Annotated in this window: 23 protein-coding genes; 3 read left to right on the forward strand and 20 right to left on the reverse strand. The window is 47.5% G+C overall.

Annotated elements, in window-relative coordinates; genetic code table 11:
- Positions 1-128: 128 nt before the first annotated feature.
- The 17 genes from BLS44_RS16925 to BLS44_RS17005 form a co-directional block, all read right to left on the reverse strand.
- A complete protein-coding gene (locus tag BLS44_RS16925; RefSeq protein ID WP_176954456.1) occupies positions 129-1502 on the reverse strand; it encodes an NADH-quinone oxidoreductase subunit N in 1374 nt (457 codons plus the stop codon).
- A gap of 10 nt (positions 1503-1512) precedes the next feature.
- Positions 1513-2997, reverse strand: coding sequence for a complex I subunit 4 family protein (locus BLS44_RS16930; RefSeq protein WP_090391413.1), 1485 nt, complete (start codon positions 2995-2997; stop codon positions 1513-1515).
- A gap of 67 nt (positions 2998-3064) precedes the next feature.
- Entirely contained in the window at positions 3065-4972 is a 1908-nt protein-coding gene (gene nuoL / locus BLS44_RS16935; protein ID WP_176954457.1) for an NADH-quinone oxidoreductase subunit L, read from the reverse strand.
- A gap of 22 nt (positions 4973-4994) precedes the next feature.
- The gene (gene nuoK, locus BLS44_RS16940; protein WP_090391414.1) at positions 4995-5321 is read right to left on the reverse strand and encodes an NADH-quinone oxidoreductase subunit NuoK; all 327 of its coding nucleotides are present in this window, start codon (positions 5319-5321) and stop codon (positions 4995-4997) included.
- A 70-nt stretch (positions 5322-5391) separates the two neighbouring features.
- Entirely contained in the window at positions 5392-5892 is a 501-nt protein-coding gene (locus tag BLS44_RS16945; RefSeq protein WP_090391415.1) for an NADH-quinone oxidoreductase subunit J family protein, read from the reverse strand.
- 19 nt (positions 5893-5911) lie between these two features.
- Positions 5912-6469, reverse strand: a complete 558-nt coding sequence (nuoI, locus tag BLS44_RS16950; protein ID WP_090391416.1) for an NADH-quinone oxidoreductase subunit NuoI — start codon at positions 6467-6469, stop codon at positions 5912-5914.
- 166 nt (positions 6470-6635) lie between these two features.
- Positions 6636-7691 (reverse strand): NADH-quinone oxidoreductase subunit NuoH, encoded by a 1056-nt coding sequence (gene nuoH, locus BLS44_RS16955; RefSeq protein WP_176954458.1) that lies wholly within the window; start codon positions 7689-7691, stop codon positions 6636-6638.
- Positions 7692-7710: 19 nt separating this feature from the next.
- Complete coding sequence (locus tag BLS44_RS16960) at positions 7711-8856, reverse strand: NADH-quinone oxidoreductase subunit G (protein ID WP_090391417.1); 1146 nt, start codon at positions 8854-8856, stop codon at positions 7711-7713.
- A gap of 47 nt (positions 8857-8903) precedes the next feature.
- Positions 8904-9281, reverse strand: coding sequence for a GxxExxY protein (locus tag BLS44_RS16965; protein WP_090391418.1), 378 nt, complete (start codon positions 9279-9281; stop codon positions 8904-8906).
- Between the two features lie 46 nt (positions 9282-9327).
- A complete protein-coding gene (nuoF, locus tag BLS44_RS16970) occupies positions 9328-10692 on the reverse strand; it encodes an NADH-quinone oxidoreductase subunit NuoF (RefSeq protein ID WP_090391419.1) in 1365 nt (454 codons plus the stop codon).
- Positions 10693-10729: 37 nt separating this feature from the next.
- Positions 10730-11152: a VOC family protein gene (locus tag BLS44_RS16975; protein ID WP_090391420.1), complete on the reverse strand. Its 423-nt coding sequence runs from the start codon at positions 11150-11152 to the stop codon at positions 10730-10732.
- 11 nt (positions 11153-11163) lie between these two features.
- Complete coding sequence (locus BLS44_RS16980) at positions 11164-11676, reverse strand: NADH-quinone oxidoreductase subunit NuoE family protein (protein WP_245729247.1); 513 nt, start codon at positions 11674-11676, stop codon at positions 11164-11166.
- An 11-nt stretch (positions 11677-11687) separates the two neighbouring features.
- Positions 11688-12908, reverse strand: a complete 1221-nt coding sequence (locus BLS44_RS16985) for an NADH-quinone oxidoreductase subunit D (RefSeq protein WP_090391421.1) — start codon at positions 12906-12908, stop codon at positions 11688-11690.
- Between the two features lie 75 nt (positions 12909-12983).
- A complete protein-coding gene (locus BLS44_RS16990) occupies positions 12984-13172 on the reverse strand; it encodes a hypothetical protein (protein WP_090391422.1) in 189 nt (62 codons plus the stop codon).
- An 11-nt stretch (positions 13173-13183) separates the two neighbouring features.
- Entirely contained in the window at positions 13184-13696 is a 513-nt protein-coding gene (locus BLS44_RS16995) for an NADH-quinone oxidoreductase subunit C (protein WP_090391423.1), read from the reverse strand.
- 82 nt (positions 13697-13778) lie between these two features.
- The gene (locus BLS44_RS17000; protein WP_218127771.1) at positions 13779-14360 is read right to left on the reverse strand and encodes an NADH-quinone oxidoreductase subunit B; all 582 of its coding nucleotides are present in this window, start codon (positions 14358-14360) and stop codon (positions 13779-13781) included.
- Between the two features lie 115 nt (positions 14361-14475).
- Complete coding sequence (locus BLS44_RS17005) at positions 14476-14868, reverse strand: NADH-quinone oxidoreductase subunit A (RefSeq protein ID WP_176954459.1); 393 nt, start codon at positions 14866-14868, stop codon at positions 14476-14478.
- A 155-nt stretch (positions 14869-15023) separates the two neighbouring features.
- Between BLS44_RS17005 and BLS44_RS17010 the strand changes: the two genes are divergently transcribed.
- Positions 15024-15347 carry a hypothetical protein gene (locus tag BLS44_RS17010; protein WP_090391425.1) on the forward strand — a complete coding sequence of 108 codons (324 nt, stop codon included), beginning with the start codon at positions 15024-15026 and terminating at the stop codon, positions 15345-15347.
- Positions 15348-15901: 554 nt separating this feature from the next.
- Here BLS44_RS17010 and BLS44_RS17015 read toward each other — a convergent pair.
- The 3 genes from BLS44_RS17015 to BLS44_RS17025 are packed head-to-tail and all read right to left on the reverse strand — an operon-like array spanning position 15902 to position 18943.
- Positions 15902-17650, reverse strand: coding sequence for a tetratricopeptide repeat protein (locus tag BLS44_RS17015; RefSeq protein WP_090391426.1), 1749 nt, complete (start codon positions 17648-17650; stop codon positions 15902-15904).
- Positions 17651-17709: 59 nt separating this feature from the next.
- Positions 17710-18636, reverse strand: a complete 927-nt coding sequence (locus BLS44_RS17020; protein ID WP_090391427.1) for a PstS family phosphate ABC transporter substrate-binding protein — start codon at positions 18634-18636, stop codon at positions 17710-17712.
- A 4-nt stretch (positions 18637-18640) separates the two neighbouring features.
- Positions 18641-18943, reverse strand: a complete 303-nt coding sequence (locus BLS44_RS17025) for a hypothetical protein (RefSeq protein ID WP_245729248.1) — start codon at positions 18941-18943, stop codon at positions 18641-18643.
- A 95-nt stretch (positions 18944-19038) separates the two neighbouring features.
- On the opposite strand from BLS44_RS17025, the gene BLS44_RS17030 reads away from it, so the two are divergent.
- On the forward strand, positions 19039-19680 hold the full coding sequence (locus BLS44_RS17030; RefSeq protein WP_090391429.1) for a polysaccharide deacetylase family protein: 642 nt from the start codon (positions 19039-19041) through the stop codon (positions 19678-19680).
- 141 nt (positions 19681-19821) lie between these two features.
- Positions 19822-20586: a TatD family hydrolase gene (locus tag BLS44_RS17035; RefSeq protein WP_090391430.1), complete on the forward strand. Its 765-nt coding sequence runs from the start codon at positions 19822-19824 to the stop codon at positions 20584-20586.
- Positions 20587-20613: the final 27 nt, after the last annotated feature.

Consider the following 20613-nt stretch of genomic DNA (forward strand, 5'->3'; position numbering starts at 1 on the left):
GACATTCCTAACTGATAAGATCATTGAACAGGAACCGTATCTCTTCTGCCACGGTGCTTGTCCTCACGCATCCGTGGATCAATTTGTTCACCCGACCTGAGAGCTCGTTCCCATATTTTCAACTTACCCTAAAAATACAGCCAGCTAAAGATCACATTGGGAAACAGCCCGGTAAAAACGATCAGTACGCAGATGCCCACCAACACATATTTTTCAAAGGTGCTGATACCCGAAAAATGACTGGGCCCCTCTTTAAAGTACATGGCCTGGATCACCCTGAAGTAGTAGTAGGCGCTTACTGCAGCCATGAGCACCCCCAGTATGACCAGCCACATATATCCTCCTCCCTGGATCACCGCCTTTAACATGTAAAATTTGGCCAGGAAACCCGCAGAAAGCGGTATACCGGCCAGGGACAACATAAAGATGGTGACACATAATGCTACCAGCGGCTGATGGTTGGCAAGGCCGTTGAAGCCGTCGAAAGAATAGTCTGACATTTTGCTGATAACCCCGAATATACCGATGGTTGCCAGGGAATAAGCGATCGAATACAGCAGCAAACCCTCATGAGCCGTTTCATTCATGGCCACCAGGGCAAACATCATAAAGCCGGCCTGGGAAATGCTGGAATAAGCCAGCATCCGCTTTACACTTTGCTGAAATACCGCCGTAATATTCCCTACCAGCAGGGTTAGAGCCGCTAAGATGGCCATCCACAATTTCCATTGGAGGGACAGCGGCTCAAAGGCGCTGTAAAACAAATGAAGGAACCCGACAAAAATACCCACCTTAACAATGGTGGCCATAAAGGAGGTAAATACGTTAGGTGCGCCATCATATACATCGGGCGTCCAGAAATGAAAGGGCGCTACAGACACTTTAAAGCACATGGAGAACAACAACATCAGCATTCCACCCGTTAGCAGGTTCGACTTCATTAATGCGGTCATGTTCATTTTACCGATCTCGAACGTGCCCGTTGCCCCATAGATCAACGCAATTCCCATCAGCATGATGCCGGTTGAAAAAGCACCCATCAAAAAGTATTTGAGCGCTGCTTCATTGCTTTTCAGGTCTTTTTTTGCAGAACCGGTGAGGATGTACAGGGGAATAGAAATGATCTCAATACCAATAAACAGGATCAGCAGGTTCGTAAACGCCGTTACCAGGAATATACCGGTAAGGATAAAAAAGATCAGGGCAAAATACTCTGCATAATGATTGCCCACCCGCTGCATGTCTTTTGAGGACACCAGAAAAAAGACCAGCGTGCCGGCAATGGCGATCGTATTAAAGAATAGTGCATAGTTGCTAAAGGAAAGAAAAGCGGCTGTATCCATATGAAAAAAATGGACGCCTTTTGTTTCCATGATATTGGCAACCAGCAACACTACCGTACCTAAAATAGCCAGTATCCGCACCGGGGCCTTTGTCCTGAACAAAAAGCTGGCGAACATCATCACCACACCTAACAAACCTGATAATAATACTGCGTTCATATTGTTTCTCTTAATGCTTCTGCTTCATCAACATCGGAAGCACATCTGAATTTTTTAAAATGGATTGACTGATCTGATCGAATGTATTTAAGAACGGCTGGGGATAGATTCCTACAATTAAGATGGCCCCCACAATAATTGCCAGTATCGCTTTCTCATGAAAAACAATGTCAGTACCCTTTTCGGTGAGTGCATTGGTTTCGCCAAAAAACACTTTACGTCCCATACGCAGGGTATATACAGCCCCCAGGATAATTCCGAGTCCTGCTGTAGCCATGATCAGTACCCCGTTCTGCGAAACCTTTGAGCCCAGAATACCTTTGAACATCAGGAATTCCCCGATAAAGGCATTGGTGAGTGGCAGTGCAATATTGGCAAAGGCAATGATCACAAAAAAGAAGGTGAGCGCCGGTGCTTTTTGTGCAATTCCCCCCAGCGCAGAGATCTTTACTGTTCCGAATTTACGTTCAATGATCTCTACCACGATCCACATGCCAAGGATATTGATCCCGTGGGAGAACATCTGTATCATAGTGCCCTCCATGGCACTTTTGTCTTCCGCAAAAACGGCGGCACACATCAACCCTATATGTGCTATAGAGGAATAGGCTACCAGCCGCTTCATATCATCCTGCCGCATGGCGATCAGGGAGGCATAGATAATGCCCGTAACGGCCAGCAGGGAAATCGTATCCCCATTCATATAAGCCGCAATCGGGAACACAGGCAGCAGCCAGCGCAGCAGTCCCAATACCCCCATTTTTACCATCAGCGCGCTTAGCACCATTGTGGCTGCCGTTGGTGATTGCTGATAAGCATCCGGCTGCCAGGTATGAAATGGGAATACGGGCATTTTTACCGCAAACGCCACAAAAAACAGCCAGAACAGCCAGGACTGTTCTTTAGCAGAAAGACCTGCCTGGTAAAAAGCCGAGATATCAAAGGAGTGCCCGGGAGTACGGGAATATATATAAAGAATACCCACCAGCATCAATAAGGAGCCGATAAAAGTATAGATAAAGAATTTAAACGTAACGGCAATCCGCCTTTCCCCACCCCACTGCGAGCAGATAAAATAAATGGGAATGAGCGCCAGCTCCCAGAAAAAATAAAAAAGCAGGGCATCCATTGCCAGGAACACCCCCATAAGACCAGCCTGGGTCAACAGCATCAGCCCAAAAAAATTATGTACCTTCCGGTAAGCCGTGGTCCAGGTGGAGAGGAAAATAACGGGGTAAGCCAGGGCTGTCAGCATACACAGCATGATGCCCATCCCATCCCCTTTTAAGGAAAAACTGCTGTTCAGCAATCCCATCCATTCGGCCCGGAATGTCCAGCCACCGGGAGCAGTGTAGACCGCTACACCGAGGATGGCAATAATAAATGTGATGATGGCTGCCAGTAACGACCAGGTTCTCACCTGCTCCTCCTTTTTTATCAAAAAGGTAGCCAACCCACTCACTAAAGGCACCAGTATCAACAACAATGCGATCATATTTCAGTATTCAGATTTTCAGTATTCAGATTCCGGACCTCAATTTTCTTTTGCAATCCGGTAATTATTATTTTCTTAAAAAGAACTGCACAATAAAGATCAATACCATCCCCAACACCATCATCAAAATATAAGAGCCGGTTTGCCCGCTTTGCAGCCAGCGCAGCTGACGGCCGCCATAACTTACCAGTCGCCCCACACCGTTCACCACTCCATCCACTACTTTCCGGTCCACCACATTACTTAAAAATGAGCCCAGGGCATTGAGTGGTCTTACGATTATCGTATCATACAGTTCATCGACATACCATTTGTTCTCGAGCACTTTTCCCAAACCGGTTGCAGGCTGCAGGTCCGGTTTTTTTGCGAACCGGCTCCAGGCTATAACCACCACAACGATCACCAGCAGGGAAGAAACTCCGGCAAGGGTCCATTCCATGCTGTGCGACACTTCGTGAGCAGGGAGCAGGGCATAGGAGTCTTTGAAGACGGGCTTAAGGAAATCCGATAAGGCGTGCGCCCCCTGTGCGATGAACCCCGGCACTCCCACAAATCCCCCCACAACCGAAAGGATCGCCAGAACGATGAGCGGTACCGTAATTGCTGCAGGACTTTCATGCAGGTGATGCTCCTGCTCCTGTGTGCCCCGGAAGTTGCCCTTAAAGGTGGTGGCATACAAACGGAACATATAAAAGGCGGTCAACAACGCTCCCAGCAGCCCCAGCGCATACAGCACCGGCGATTTGGCAAAGGCTCCTGCCAGGATCTCATCCTTTGAGAAAAACCCGGAGAAGCCCGGAATGCCGGCAATGGCCAGACAGCCCAGCAGGAAGGTTATATTGGTCACTTTCATGTATTTGGACAATCCGCCCATCCTGCGCATATCCTGCTCTCCTCCCATGGCATGGATCACGCTGCCGCTGCCCAGGAAGAGCAGGGCTTTAAAGAAGGCATGGGTCATCACATGGAAAACGGCCGCCACATAAGCGCCGCTCCCCAGGGCCAGGAACATATAGCCCAGCTGGCTTACCGTAGAGTAGGCCAGCACCTTTTTAATATCATTCTGCTTCAGCGCTATCGTAGCGGCCAGCAGGGCAGTGGCAATGCCGATAATGGCAATTACGTTCAATGTTGCAGGCGCCATAGAGAACAGCAGGTTGGCTCTTGCGATCATGTAAATACCTGCCGTAACCATGGTAGCGGCGTGTATAAGGGCCGATACCGGAGTTGGACCGGCCATCGCATCGGGTAACCAGGTATACAACGGGATCTGGGCGCTTTTACCCGTAGCCCCCACAAACAGCAACAATGTAATTACTGTGATTTCCCGGCCGGATAATTTGGCCAGCGAAGCGCTTGTAAAGATTTCACTAAACGTTGTGGTGCCCAGTTTGTTGATAAGCATAAACAAGGCGATCAAAAATGCCAGATCTCCGATCCGGTTCATAATAAAGGCTTTGTTAGCCGCTTTGCTGTATTCCTTTTTCTTAAACCAGAAACCGATCAGCAGATAAGAGCACAAACCAACCCCTTCCCAGCCAATGAACATAATTACAAAATTGGCGCCCATTACCAGCAGCAGCATGGAAAAAACAAAAAGATTCAGGTAGGCAAAATACCTTCCGAAATGCTCCGGCTTTTCATCGTGCATATAAGAGGTGGAATACACATGGATCAGGAAGCCCACACCGGTAATAACCAGCAGCCAGATAGCCGATAACTGGTCGATCTGGAAGGCAAAGGGGATCTTCAGGTTTCCTACATTGATAAATGGAAAGTACTCCGCAGTGTGCACATTCCCCGCGCGAACCTGGAAAAAGGCCCACAGGCTCAGTACGAAAGAAGCCAGGATCACGCCGCTTCCGATAACCCCGATAGCCCCTTTTGATAAGCTTTTTCTTCCCAGCCCGTTTATGATACAACCCAGCAATGGCAGCAGCGGGATCCAATAAACGATATCTAACACATTATTCATAATAAAAAGAATGCCGGCGCAATTAATGTTTCAGCCTGTTTAAAAAATTAATATTTATGGAGTGTACGTTCCGGTACATCATCACAATAATGGCCAGCCCCACGCTCACTTCTGCAGCGGCAACCACCATAATAAAGAATACAAACAACTGCCCGTCTGTTCCCGCTGTGGCGGCCGCCCCCTTGGCAATATGGTGCATTTTTGAAAAAGCGACCAGCAGCAGGTTCACAGAATTCAGCATTAACTCAACGCACATAAAAACAATAATGGCGTTCCTCCGTGTTAACACCCCTACCACGCCAATGGCAAATAAGCAAAGCGCAAGGGTGATGTAGTAATTTATTGGCATGTAAAAAGTTTCAAGTTTTAAGTTTCAGGTTCCCGTACAATGCTCCTTCTTCTTTTGAGGATGAGCAGGATTACTCTTTTTTACCGATCACCACAGAGCCGATCATGGCGCTTAAGAAGAGCACGCTGCTGATTTCGAACGGGATCACAAAAGTGGTGAACAGCTCGCGCCCCAGGCTTTTCACCAGCCCGATGTCGCCGGTTCCCATTTCCACCAGGTTTTGCTTCACCTCCGTATTTTTCAAAGCGGCGATCAATACCAGGAACAGGCAGCTGCCGGCAATGGCGCCTACGATCTGCAGCCATTTGTTCTTAAGGGTTTCGGTGGCCTTGCTCAGGTTCATCAACATGATCACAAAAAGGAACAATACCATAATGGCGCCGGCATAAACAATAATGTTCACAATAGCCAGGAACTGCGCATTCATTAAAATATAGTGACCGGAAATAGCAAAAAAGGTTACGATCAGCCCCAGCACACTGTATACGGGATTTTTACTGGTCACAATCATCAGTGCGCTCCCTATGGCGATCACCGTTAATACCCAGAATAATAATTGCGTAATATTCATTTCGTTTCTTAATTAACCCTTAAACACCTTCTTTTTCCCTGCTGATGGTACCCAATGCTTTTTTGTAGCCTTCCGGGTCGGTAACCGGGTTGGGGATCAGCAGATCATCCTTTTTATAGATAAACCCTTTCCGCTGGTAGTTAGCCGGTGTAAAGGTTTGCGAAAGATAGATCGCATCTTTGGGACAGGCTTCCTCACAATAACCGCAAAAGATGCAACGCAGCATATTGATCTCATATTTTGCAGCGTATTTTTCCTCACGATACAGATGCTCTTCCCCTTCCTGGCGTTCTGCAGCCTCCATGGTGATGGCCTCAGCAGGACAGGCCACAGCGCAAAGCCCGCAGGCGGTGCATTTTTCACGTCCCTCCTCATCCCGGTTCAGGATGTGCAGCCCCCGGAACACTTTGCTGAACGGCCGCGTTTCCTCCGGGTATTTGATGGTCACTTTCTTTTTAAAGAAATGCTTTAATGTAATGGCCATTCCCTTAAAAATATTTACCAGGTATAAACGTTCCACCCAGTTCATCGGTCTTCGATCAACGGGTTTACTCCTGTTTGTTATTTGTACACTCATGTTTCTTTATAAAGCGCTTTACTTTTAATTTTTTTTGTGCCGGCTGCCGTACACCTCCCGGCATTCTTGCGTCGCACTCCTGTACGCCAGCACTTCTGGCATCATCTATTTCCTACCCATCATTTCCTATCCACATCTTACGATTATCTGCTCTCTGCTTTCTTCATCATTTCTTCAGCCACAGGATCACCAGGGCTGTTATTACCATATTAAGTAACGCCAGCGGTATCAGCCGTTTCCATCCAAGATGCATCAGCTGATCAAACCGGAAACGCGGGATCGTCCACCGGATCCACATAAATACGAACACAAAGAACAGGGCCTTTGCCATCAGCGTAAGGAACGTAAGCAATGCTACCCAGTTCTCCCCGATATGCTGTGCTAAATTGGCTTCGTTTACAAACGGAATGTCATAGCCGCCAAAATAAAGGGTTGCCATGATGACGCCGCTTATAAACATATTGATATATTCCGCAAACAGGTAAAATCCCAGTTTCATGCTGGAATACTCCTGGTGATATCCAAAGTTCAGTTCATTTTCCGCCTCGGGTAAATCAAACGGCGTACGGTTTGTTTCTGCCAGGGCGCAGATAAAAAAGATAATAAACCCGATGGGCTGGTAAACAATATTCCATACCGCATTGTACTGCTCGCCTACGATAACGCTCATCTGCAGGGAGCCGGTCAGCATCAGTACAGCGATCAGCGAAAGCCCCATGGCCAGCTCGTACGACACCATCTGTGAAGCACCCCGGATGGCCGCCAGCAATGAAAACTTGTTGTTGGAAGCCCATCCGCCCAGCATGATACCATATACACCCAAACTTACCACGCCAAATACATACAGGATGCCGATGTTTACATCCGCTACCTGTAAGGGCACTACGCGGCTACCAATGTTCATTGAACTGCCCCAGGGTATTACGGCACTGGTGAGCAATGCCGTTACCATGGCCAGTAAGGGGCCCAGGATAAACAGGAACTTGGATGAGGCCAGGGGAATGATCTCTTCTTTAAAAAAGAGCTTACCTCCATCAGCCAATGGCTGCAGCAATCCGAAAGGCCCCGCCCTGTTGGGACCGATACGGTCCTGGATAAAAGCGGCTACCTTCCGTTCCCCATACGTAGCATACATGGCCACAACCATTGAAAGGGTAACAATGGCCGCGATCAGCACCAGTTTCTCAATAATAAAAATCCAATCAATAGCCAGTAAGTACATGTTATAATAATATAGCTTGTTAATCTTTCTTTTCTTCTATTACTTTTTCCCGGTTGAACACGGCCCCGGTTGCCGGCCCCGGTATCTTGCTAAGATCTACCCCGGGATCATTCACCTCGCTGATGCTGTGGATATCCATGAGCAGTTTGGGTGCTCTTCCTCCCATTACCGCACTGATCGTTTCTTTTGGACGGTCCAGCACTTCGTAGTGGTTGGCACCGATAACGGAATGCCGGGCTACCTTCATGGGTCCTTCTATTACCCAGTCATTGATATCTTTCTTTTCAAAGCGGCATTCATTGCAGATCCAGCCGGTCTTGCCATCTTCCGCAGGCAGTATCTCTCCCCACTGGTCTTTCCGCGCCGTTACCCGCAATACCTCGTTTCCCCGCTCCCACAGTGTTACCTTGCCACAGCAATTGGGACAATCGCGGTGCGCATCTACCGGTTTGGTAAACCATACCCGGTTCTTAAAGCGGAAGGTCTTATCGGTTAATGCACCTACCGGGCAAACGTCGATCACATTACCGATAAATTGATTATCCAGCGATTTTTCGATATAGGTGGCAATCTCTGCATGATCGCCCCGGTCAAGCACCCCGTGCTGCCGTTTATTCGTCAGCTGATCGGCGGTAAATACACAACGGTAGCACAGGATGCAACGCGTCATGTGCAGCTGGATGTATTTACCCAGGTTATGCTTTTTGAATGTGCGTCTTTTAAATTCATAACGGGTTCCGGCCTTACCATGCTCATAACTCAGGTCCTGCAAATGGCATTCCCCGGCCTGGTCGCAAACCGGGCAATCCAGGGGGTGGTTGATCAGTAAAAACTCCACCACACTGTTCCGCGCATTGATGACCCGTTCGCTGGTGATGCTTTTTACCTCCATGCCGTCCATAACGGTGGTGCGGCAACTGGCTACCAGCTTGGGCATAGGACGCGGATCCTTTTCCGATCCCTTGCTTACCTCAACCAGGCAGGTACGGCATTTACCACCGCTTCCTTTCAGGGGTGTATAAAAGCACATGGCCGGAGGGGTAACATCTCCTCCTATTAATCTTGCAGCCTGCAAAATGGTAGTACCGGGCGGCACGTCCAGGGTAACATTATCGATGGTTACCTTAAAGTTTGCAGGTGGTTCTTGTTTTATTTCGTCTGCCATATTTATTTCTCGCAAAGACGCCAGGACCTCGCCAAGACGCCAATATTTTATAAATTATTTACAATACGATGCATACCATTTTTAATCAGCGGTACATTAAAGTTGATTAGCAGCCCCAGCTTCAAATCTGTTAACTTTAGATATGTTAGCACCTGCTTATAATGTACATCTGCCAATGCCTCGATCGATTTAAATTCCAGAATTACTTTATTTCCAATTACTACATCAGGGATAAAACCAATTCCCATATCTATTCCCTCGTGTATCAATCGCACTCCCTGCTGCCTTTTAAACCCTATCCCCGTTTTTTGCCACTCATAGCAAAAGATCTCCTCGTAAACGCTTTCAAATAATCCCGGTCCATATTGACTGTGAATTTTGAAACAGCAATCAACCGCAATCTTCGCTAATTCATTTTCCGTCATACCTTTTATTCTTTGCGTTGACGTTGCGGCTTTGCGAGAAACGACCTTACACCGCCACAGGCTCCGATACCGGCAACGGATCTGCGTAATGTGCCAGTCCGTAGTTCCGTGTCTGTGCTTCTGCAGCATTGGTAATATGCCACTCAAACTCATCCCGGAAATGACGGATTGCTGCCGCCACCGGCCATGCAGCCGCATCACCCAGCGGGCAGATCGTATTTCCTTCGATCTTGCTCTGGATATCCCACAACAGGTCAATATCGCTGAGCTTACCCTGCCCCTGATCCAGACGCAGCAATAATTTTTCCATCCACCCCGTACCTTCACGGCAGGGCGAACACTGCCCGCAGCTTTCATGACGATAGAAGCGCGCCAGGGTGTAGGTATGTTTTACCACACACTGGTCCTCATCCAGCACGATGAATCCGCCGCTCCCCATCATGGTACCTGTGGCAAAGCCGCCGTCGGAAAGGCTTTCGTAGTTCATGATCCGCGACTCCCCTTTTGCTGTTTTCAGCAACAGGTTAGCCGGCAGGATGGGTACCGATGACCCGCCCGGAATACAGGCTTTCAGCCGTTTGCCGCTTTTAATACCCCCGCACCATTCATCACTATAAATAAATTCCTCAACGGAAATGGTCATGTCTATTTCATAAACCCCGGGTTTGTTGATATTGCCGCAGGCAGAGATCAGCTTTGTTCCGGTTGACCGGCCTACACCGATCTTAGCATATTCTTCACCGCCGATATTGATGATGGGTACTACGGCAGCCAGAGTTTCTACATTGTTCACCACCGTAGGACGGTCCCAGGCTCCTTTAACCGCCGGGAATGGCGGTTTAATACGCGGGTTGCCCCGTTTTCCTTCCAGCGATTCGATCAGGGCGGTTTCCTCACCACAGATATAGGCTCCGGCACCGCGCTGTACGTAGATCTCACAATCAAACCCCGAGTTAAGGATATTCTTACCCAGGAAGCCATTGGCCTTTGCTTCGGCAATGGCCTGCTCCAGGATATCCGGGATCCAGGCATATTCTCCCCGGATATAGATATACGTAACATTGGAGCCCAGCGCATAGCTGGACACGATCAATCCTTCAATAAGCAGGTGCGGCAGAAACTCCATCAGGTAGCGGTCTTTAAAAGTACCGGGTTCGCTTTCATCCGCATTACAAACCAGGTGACGGGGAACGCCCTCCGGCTTGGCGATAAAACTCCATTTCATACCGGTAGGGAACCCCGCTCCGCCCCGGCCCCGGAGACCGCTTTTCTTTACTTCCTCTACCACTTCATCCGGCGCCATTTTCAGGGCCTTTTCCACACTGCGATAGCCCCCGTTCTTACGATACACATCATAATAACGGATGCCTTCAATATGTGCGTTCTCTAAAAGTAATTTTTGACTGCTCATTGTTTTTATCCTTTTCCCAGGGCCAGTTGCAAAACAACTAACGCTTAGGCTTATCGTAGTTGAACATCCAGCTGATACCGAACCGGTCCGTTACCATACCGAATTTTGCTCCCCAGAACGTATCCTGGAGCGGCATGGTGATGGTTCCACCGGCTGCCAGCGCCTCAAATGCCCCGGTAACCGATGCTTCGTCGGTAAAATTCAGTGCCAGGCTTATATTTGATCCGGCGGTTACAGGCGCTGTACCCGGTGCACAATCGCTTACCATGAAGTTCAGTTCGCCTGCGCTGAACAGGGCATGCATGATCTTATCCTTATGCGAATCCGGGCTTGGGAAATCGGCCCGGGCCTCACCAAATGTCTGGCAATGCACGATCTGTCCACCAAAGGCTGCCGCATAAAAATCCAGCGCTTCCGCTGCATCGCCGTTAAAGTTCAGATAAGGAGTGATCGCCTGCATCGCCGTTTCTTTTAATTATTAACGGATACATTATTCCTGCATTCAGCAATAATGGCATCTACTTTTTCTTTTGTGAGGTGCTCTTTATAAAACTTCCCCACCTGCATCATGGGTGCATACCCGCAGGCACCCAGGCACTCGGCCACTTTTAAGGTAAACAGACCGTCTTCCGTGGTTTCACCGGGTTTTATATTCAGCCGCTCGCCAATATACGCTATGATATCATCGCTACCCTGGATCATACAGGGGCCGGTCTGACACACTTCAAATACATACTTCCCTACAGGCTTCAGGTTGTACATCGTGTAAAACGTTGCCACCTCATAAACTTCTATGGGTTCAATTTGTAAAAGTGCAGCCACATAGTCCATGGTTTCCGTGCTCAGCCAGCCAAACACTTCCTGCGCCAGGTGCAATACCGGAAGCAGGGCGCTTTTTTGCTTACCCTCCGGGTACCGGGCTATGATCTGGTTCACTTTTTCCAATTGTTCCTGAGAAAACTGTATCATTATCTTTTGCTCCATTATTAAATCCATTAGGCATCCATTTCACCTGCAATCAGGTTCATGGACGACATTACAACGATCGCATCGCTCAGCATGGCGCCCTTTACCATTTCGGCATAGGCCTGGTAGTAAATAAAACAGGGTCTTCTGAAATGTACGCGGTAAGGTGTACGTCCCCCGTCGCTGATAAAATAGAAACCTAACTCTCCGTTTGCACCTTCCACCGAGTGGTACACTTCGCCCGCCGGCATATTAATTTCTCCCATGATGATCTTAAAATGCCAGATCAGGGCCTCCATCTTCGTATAAACATCTTTCTTGGGCGGCAGGTAGTACTCCGGTACATCCGCATGGTATACCGTTGCTTCCTCTCCCTTGAGATCATTCAGCTTTTGCATGGCCTGCTCAATGATACTCAGGCTCTGCCACATTTCCCCGTTACGCACCAGGAAGCGGTCATACGAATCCCCAGTGGAACCTACCGGCACCTCAAAATCAAACTCCTCGTAACGGCTGTATGGGGCCACCACACGCACATCATAATCCACGCCCGCGGCCCGGAGGTTGGGCCCGGTAAATCCGTAGTTCAGGGCCCGCTCCGCACTGATGGGGCCGGCGCCTATTGCCCGTTCCATAAAGATCCGGTTGCGGGTAAACAGGTTCTCAAATTCTTTTAGTACAGCCGGGTACTCCTTCAAAAAGCGTTCGATCTTTTCGAAGGCTGTATTGGTAAAATCTCTTTCAAAGCCGCCGATACGGCCAATATTGGTGGTAAGCCGGGAGCCGCAGATCTCTTCATAGATCTCGTAAACCAGCTCACGGTATTGCATTACGTACAGGAAACCGGTATAGGCGCCGCTATCCACTCCCATAATGGAATTGCAGATGAGGTGGTCTGTAATACGCGCCAGCTCCATGATGATCACCCGCAGGTAATCTACCCGCCGGGGCACCTGAACGTTCAATAATTTTTCGCAGGTAAGATGCCAGCCCATATTATTAATAGGGGCCGAGCAATAATTCAGACGGTCTGTAAGCGGTGTGATCTGGTACAGGGGGCGGCGTTCTGCGATCTTTTCAAAAGCCCGGTGGATGTACCCTACGGTAGAATCAGCAGCAACAATTTTTTCACCATCCAGTTCAATAATGTTCTGGAAGACCCCATGGGTAGCCGGATGCGTGGGACCCAGGTTCAGTGTAGTTGTTTGTTTCTCTATACTACCACTTGGTAGTAATACGTTGTCGCTCATAATCGATATTCAAAAATTAACCTGCCTTCTTTCTATTTTTGCCGCCCGCCGGGGCGTTATCTCTTCAGTTCTTTGTTATTTTGACCGCCGGGCCTTTGAAATACTTAACCCCACCAGATAAACCAGGGCGGCTGCGCCAAATCCTTCTGCAAAACCGGCTACCGCTGCTGATTTGCTTAGCAGGATCAGCAACAGGGAACCTGCGCATCCCATCAGGGCGAGCAAAAACCGGTTCGATTGTATCCAGCCAAATATCCTGATCATTTACTTCGTTTTTAAAAACCAGCCCTTCCAAACATCTCATCATCCTTATCAATCCGGCTCTGATCCTCCAGCGGGTATTCTTTCCGCATGGGAAAGTAATCCATTTCCTCTACATTCAGGATCCGCTTCAGGTTGGGATGACCAACGAAGTTTACGCCATAAAAGTCGTAGGTTTCCCGCTCCATCCAGTTGGCCCCGGCAAACAGGCCGGTTGCCGTATACACATCCGGCTGCGCAACACTGGCAAATACTTTATAGCGGACCCTCACATTCTCTTTCAGGTTGTGCAGGTGGTACACCACTGCAATTTCCTGTCCTTTATGATCCGGGTAATGCACTCCGCAGATATCCGTAAGAAAACGGAACTGCAGCGTATCTTCTTCCACCAGGAAATTTAGTACTTTAAGGTTTAAATCCTTGTCGGACCGGAAGGTCAGGAGCCCATACGGCTCTTCAAAATCCGTAACCTGGTCACCAAACTTCTCAACCAGTTTTTCCTTTATATATTCGTTGGTCAATGCCATTATAAAAAGACTTTAGGTATTCAGTACCCGGTATTCAGACGGACACCCTGTGTCTGAAATACCCCATACTAAAAATCTCATACTATTGTATCCCGTAACTTTCCAATAACGCCTTATACTGTTCACTATTTCTTCTGCGCAGGCTTTCCCTTCCTACCAGGTCCTGGATGCGCATCAGGCCATCTAAAATAGCTTCCGGCCTCGGGGGGCAACCGGGAACATATACATCCACCGGTACCACCTGGTCGATACCCTGCAACACGCTGTAAGTATCAAAGATGCCGCCACTGCTGGCGCAGGCACCTACGGCAATGACCCAGCGGGGCTCGGCCATTTGCAGGTATACCTGTTTAACCACCGGCCCCATTTTTTTTGCAATGGTACCCATTACCATCAGCAGATCGCACTGGCGGGGAGAAAAGCCTACCCGCTCACTGCCAAAACGGGCAATGTCATAATTGGCCCCCATGGTAGCCATAAATTCAATACCACAGCAGGACGTGGCAAAGGGAAGCGGCCAAAGAGAGTTCTTACGCGCCAGTCCTATAACACTGTCCAGCGTTGTTGCAAAAAAACCCTGTCCCTGGTGCCCCTCCGGCATGTTCACCATGCTGATATCGGCCTCAAGCGGTTTTTTCTTAATATTAAATGACACAGGTCTCATAAATCAATTTGAAAATTTGTCTGATGGACTACCGGAGCGGTTCTATGAACCTTCGGAAAAATTAGAGCTTCGAAAATGGCAATTGAGATACCAGCGTATTTTCAAATTACCCTCTTTAATCTTCCCACTTCAGGGCTCCGCGCTTGATAATGTAAATAAATCCGCACAGGAAAAACGCCACAAATAGCAGTACCGCATAAAACCCCTCCCAGCCAAGCTCTCTGAAATTTACCGCATAGGGATAAAAAAAGATCACTTCCACATCAAACAACACAAAAAGAATGGCCGTAAGGAAATATTTGATCGCGATGGGCTGCCGGGCCTCTCCATGCGATTCAATACCGCTGGCAAAATTTTGCAGTTTATCCGCAGTCCTTCTTTTAGGGCCCAGCAGGTGGGTAACCCCCATCAGGGTAACAATCATTCCTGCCGCAAATAAGATCTGTAATCCTATGGGCAGGTAAGAGCCTGAAGTGTCTAAATTCGTCTGTATCGCTAAGTTAACCATCTCAATTACGCAATAAGCAAAAATAAGGTAACCATTTAACAAATCCTTTTTTTAAGGGTTAAAAAGCAAACAGCCCCGAAAAAAATCCGGAGCTGTTCAAAAACTTTTGTACCTTAATAATCTGTTAATGGAAAACAATACCAAAATCATTGCTTATGTCCCTTTTAAGCCAGTTGAAAAGATTAATATTTGTCGATTGCCTGATACGTAAAAAAGCTACAGGTACTCCTGAAAAGTTCGCCGAAAAAAACAGATTAAGTCGCAGTCATTTAATGAATATTATAAAAGACATGAAAGACTTAGGTTACCCTATCAAGTATAGCAGGAATTTTCAAACTTATTACTATGATGATGATGAAAAGATCCCTGAAATCTCGTTCTCAAAAATACAACTCTTAAGCCGCGCCGAATTGAGTAATATCGGTCAAGAGGCAAATAATCTTTGTTTTTCCGATAAAAACATCTTTGAAAAATGTTAAACATTCGTTAAACACCCCCCATCTACTTATATTGGACGGAAGTATTCAATTTTCGTGTTGTCAATTAAATTTTTTTATTCTAAATGTTACAATCATGAAAAAACTAAAATTAAGGCTGACGGAATCGGGGACCTTGGAGATTCTAACAAGAGAACAGCTGAAAAAGATTTTGGGGGGAAATGGCAGTGGCGGTAGTGGCGGCAGTGGTAGAGATTGCCCTTGTGGCGCCTCCTGTTCCCATACTGTTACTGTCCTTGGACATACAGAAACATTTGTAGGAACCTGTAAATCTGAGATGATCGATCCGGATGGAAACAGTGTTCCCGGAGGACCCTGCTTTTGCAGCGTATAGTCAGATTGATATTTTATCACTTTAACACTTACAATTTGCGCTCGTCTCTCGATTGACGGGCGCTCTTTATTGAAGGCCCCACCCCATAACCTTCCCTGCATTGACAAATCCTATTCCACATTAGCAATAATTCGAACTTACCAATTATAGAAACAGCCCCGAAAAAATCCGGAGCTGTTCTTTAAGATAAAAATAGGTTTCGTTATTTCTGACCGCCGGTAGTATCCTTTTTGGGTGGAGTAGCGCTCGTAGTATCCTTGGTTCCCGCCGCCTGGCCATTACCTGCCGCCGGTTTGGAGTTCATTTTACTTACCTGGTCAATGTACCCTTGTACCTGTTGCTTCATATCGTCGCTCGGCGCATTTTCCAGTGCCACATTCAAATACTTCAACCCGGTCTCCTTATCGCTTTTTTCATTTACATAGTAGGTGGATAGCACTGAGGCTGCAGTAAAGGCGTTGATCTTAGCATCCCTTGCAGTGTCCTTTTGAGAGAATGCTACCAGTTTTTCTGCATCCGGGATCAGGATATTCTTTGCATTCGCAGAATCGAAGAAACGGCTATTTTTAAACGCCCATAGATAGCCATAGTTTACATCCGGGAATTTGGTGCGCATAGCATCGAATACTTTCCAGGACTTTTCATATTCCTTTCCCTGAAAGTATGCGCGGTAACCTGCATCAAAAAAGTCGTTAATAGTGGGATTAGGCTTGATCTCAAGGATCTTGCTCAGCATATCGCCTTGCAAGCCATACTGTTTCTTATCTGCAAAGAACTTGGCAGCTTCCTGCAGCATTTTTACCCTGCCGGCAACCGTGGTATCTGCCTTCAGCCCTTCTTCATAAGCCTGCATCACTTCGTTTTCTTTACCGGGAGTGGCCGCATAAACGGTTGCCTTCAGGTTGTAGTCCAGCGGATCCAGGTCATCCTTATCTGCCTTTTCGAAGAATTTCTCCATATAGGGAAGGGCCGATTTAGCATCTCCTTTGTCCACATAACTCCATGCTAACAGTTTGTACAATTTCGGCTTAACAAGATCTCCCATTTTTTGCAGAATGCCGGTACCGGAGGTGATCGCCTGGTCGTATTTTTTCTCCAGGTAAAAGGTTTGTGCCTTATAATAGTCGTTCCAGGGGCTGGGATCAGAGTTGGCAATGATCTTGTCTGCAACGGCATTGGCACCTGCATAATCTCCGGTACCTATTTTATGTTCATACAACGCATCATAGGCGGGCGTATAACCGGGATTAGCAGCAATAGCTTTATCAATATTCTGCAAATAAAGATCATAGTTCCGCTGCGATTTAAAGATCAGCCCGTTTTTCAGGTATGCTTTTGCAAACGAAGGCTCTGCAGCCACAGCATCACTGTAGGCGCTGAACGCAGCGGTACCATCACCTGGCTTTGCTTTGCGGTAAGCATCACCCAGGTTGGTAAGGATATCCGCCCTCAGCCAGTTATTCTTTGTTTTTTCGGTTTCCGCTTTTGCCTCTTCCAGTTTCTGAACGGCATAGTTGATATCGCCGATCTTATCAATATTATTATATTCCTTGGCAATAGCAGCACCCACCGCATTCAGGATCTCCGGATCGTTCCCCTTACGGCCTTTACTGGCGGCTAACGCTGCATCAAAGCTTTGCTTGGCCTCATCTGCTTTTCCTGCTATCAGCTGCAACTGGCCTTTTGCCGCCAGCAGCCACGCATCATTGGGCTTTGCAGCCAGGGCCTTATCCAGCGCCTGCTGTGCGCCCGCTTTATCCTGGTTCTCAATATCTGCACGAACCAGCCAGTAGGTTGCTTCTGGTTTATCGCCCTGCTTTTCAAAAATTGCTTTTGCCCCCAGCACTTTTCCCGAGTACAATGCTTTTACACCATCCTGTATGGACTGCGCATTTACTGCTACCCCCAGGACTGCTGTAAGTGCTAAAAGGCGGAGTTTTTTGTTGATCATTTTTCTAATTTTATTTTACCAGTAAATAATAGATTTGTAAATATAACCTTTTTTAAATTCTATTCTTTTGTTTGCGCCGGCCGGATGAGAAAACTCCGCCGTCCCGGCATTAAATACGCCCGTTTAAAGATCAGCTGCCCGATCTCCCCTGCCACAAATTCTGCAAACCCTGTGCCCAATCCTCTATGTCCCTCTTTCAATATATACACCAGGTCTCTTGTCATCGGGTAGCGCTTGGTATAGATATTTGCCTGTACCGGTAAGACATACCTGCCGGGTTTATCGCTGCTTTCCAGCTGCACAATCTTAACTTTTTTTAAAAAGCTTAACTGTTCGGCATCATCCTTATTCCCGATCCAGCTTACCCCAATAAAACCGATGGCATTGGGGTTGCCGGCAACAAACTGGATCACCGAATCGCTGGTATTGGCCCCCATCGCATCAGACGTCATCTTCTGTCCCTTTAATACACTATCCAGCAGGAAGCGGACCGTGCTGGTGGCGGACAATCCATCCAAAACAGGTTTCAGCGGCTTCGTATATGTTCCGGTAAGGATCATTTTTATCTCCTCCATCGACAGTAAGGTGTCCCTGGAAGAAGGATTTACAATAACAGCAACTGCATCCCGCGCAACAGGCAATTGTTTTACCACCAGGTGCAGGGAATCTACAACTGACTGAAGCTGTTCATCCGACAGCTTTACCGTAGAAATCACCATGCGGATACTGTCATTAAACAGGTCGGCCACACATTCGGACTCCGGCTTGTACTGAACATTGATCTTTGTACTGTCGTTATTGGACTCGTATACCTGAACCAATGCATCTACAATAGGCCGGAAGGATTCATCGGCACTGATGGTGATCCTTCCCTTTTTAGGCGTGTCGGTAAACTGCCGGGCCCCGCCGCTACCCGATGAGCAGGAGAAGACCACCACCATCATCACCAGCACAGAACCTAATATTACGAAGCGTAACCTGCTCATTTCTCTATTTAAAATAATTTTTCCTGTATCCCCTGTAAATCCGCCAGCTGCCATAAACAACAAACAACGCTCCTAACAACAAATCTATTGTGTCTGGCGGAAACCGTTTATTCAAGGCCAGGTCAAACCGGTGCCGCACCAATAAAAATATGCCCACAAAGATGATCACTGTACCCATCGCATAATCCAGCACGGATCGCATGCCCGCAACCTGTTTATTCCTTCGCCTTTCATAATCTTCGTTTGATTTTACAGTCATATCGTTGATGAGGAGCGGCAATTTATTGATTTTTCTAATTAGATACAAAATTTTAAAATTCCATAATACGGCGGCCCTTTAAAGAATTAAGCTCCTGTTAAAAACCGGCACTCTTTGAATTTAATGTTATATTTATTGATTGTATGTATTTTGTAAAAACTCCCTGGCTGTTAAAAAAGATCTACCCGCACTATATATGGGACCTGCCGGCATCCAAAAAAAAGATTTTCTTAACATTTGACGATGGACCGCACCCGGTAGCTACTCCGTTTGTGCTGGAACAGCTGCGGTCATGGGGAGCCAAAGCCAGTTTTTTTTGCGTTGGAAAAAACGTTGTAGCCGAAAAGGAGCTTTATGAAACACTTCAAAAAGAGGGGCATGCTATTGGAAATCATACACATAACCACCTAAACGGCTGGAAAACAGACACACGGCTTTACCTGGAGAATGTGCAGCAGGCCGCCGGTCATATCGACTCCGGTCTTTTTCGCCCGCCTTATGGCCGCATCCGTAAAGAACAGGGCCGGCTTTTAACACGGGGAGCATTGGGGAGAATATTCCGCATCGTTATGTGGGACGTGCTCAGCGGCGATTTCGATCGCAGCCTGTCACCAGAACGATGCCTGCAATATGTATTGAAAAATACCCGGAGCGGATCGGTGATCGTTTTTCATGATAGTGAAAAAGCGTTTAAAAACATGTCCTTTGCGCTTCCGGGGGTATTGCAATATTTTTCTGAAAGGGGATTTACATTTGAAGCATTACCAGACGGATCTCAACAATAATAAACAGGGCCCGGGTGAATACCCAAGCCCGATTTTTAATCCGTACCCTATGAAAACTTAGGGGTGAAGGTAGATTGTTTTCAACACTTTGTCAAAAAAATATTGGTTAATATTGCCACTTTAACAAACCCGGCCTGAGTAATGTTTATTGATACCCATTCGCATATATACAGTAAGGAATTTGATAATGACCGGCCCGAAATGCTCCGTCGCGCTTTTGAGGCCTCTGTTTCCACCATCCTGATGCCAGCCATTGACAGTGCAACCCATCCGCTTATGCTGGAGCTGGAAGCTGATCATCCCGGCCGGTGTATCAGTATGATCGGACTGCATCCCTGCTCTGTGAAAGAAGATCTCCAGGAAGAGCTTAACCGGATCGAAGTGCTTCTCAAACAGCGCCCGTTTGTTGCGATCGGCGAAACAGGCCTCGATTTCTACTGGGATCTGAGCTTTAAAGAACAACAGATTGAAGCATTTGAGCGCCAGATCGGGTGGGCGCTCGAATACCGGCTTCCGGTCGTCATTCACAGCAGAGAATCGACCGACGACTGCATTGCAATCATAAAAAAATACACGCCCCACGGGTTGCGCGGGGTATTTCATTGTTTTGGGGGTAGTATTTCCCAGGCAATGGCCATCATTGAGGAAGGATTTTACCTGGGCATTGGTGGTGTACTGACCTTTAAAAAGTCAGGTTTGGACCAGGTAATGAAGCAGCTCCCCCTGGATCATGTGGTTCTGGAAACGGACGCGCCTTACCTGGCCCCGGTTCCGTTCCGGGGCAAAAGAAATGAGCCGGCCTGGCTGCCACAGATAGCACAAAAGCTGGCAGAGGTAACCGGAACGGATCCTGATGAAATTGCCGCGGTCACCACTGCCAATGCAAAAAAATTATTCGCTTTATAGCAACAGATCCCGTATTTTTGCAGCCCT

It is taken from the genome of Niabella drilacis (genome assembly GCF_900101395.1).
Lineage (GTDB): Bacteria > Bacteroidota > Bacteroidia > Chitinophagales > Chitinophagaceae > Niabella > Niabella drilacis.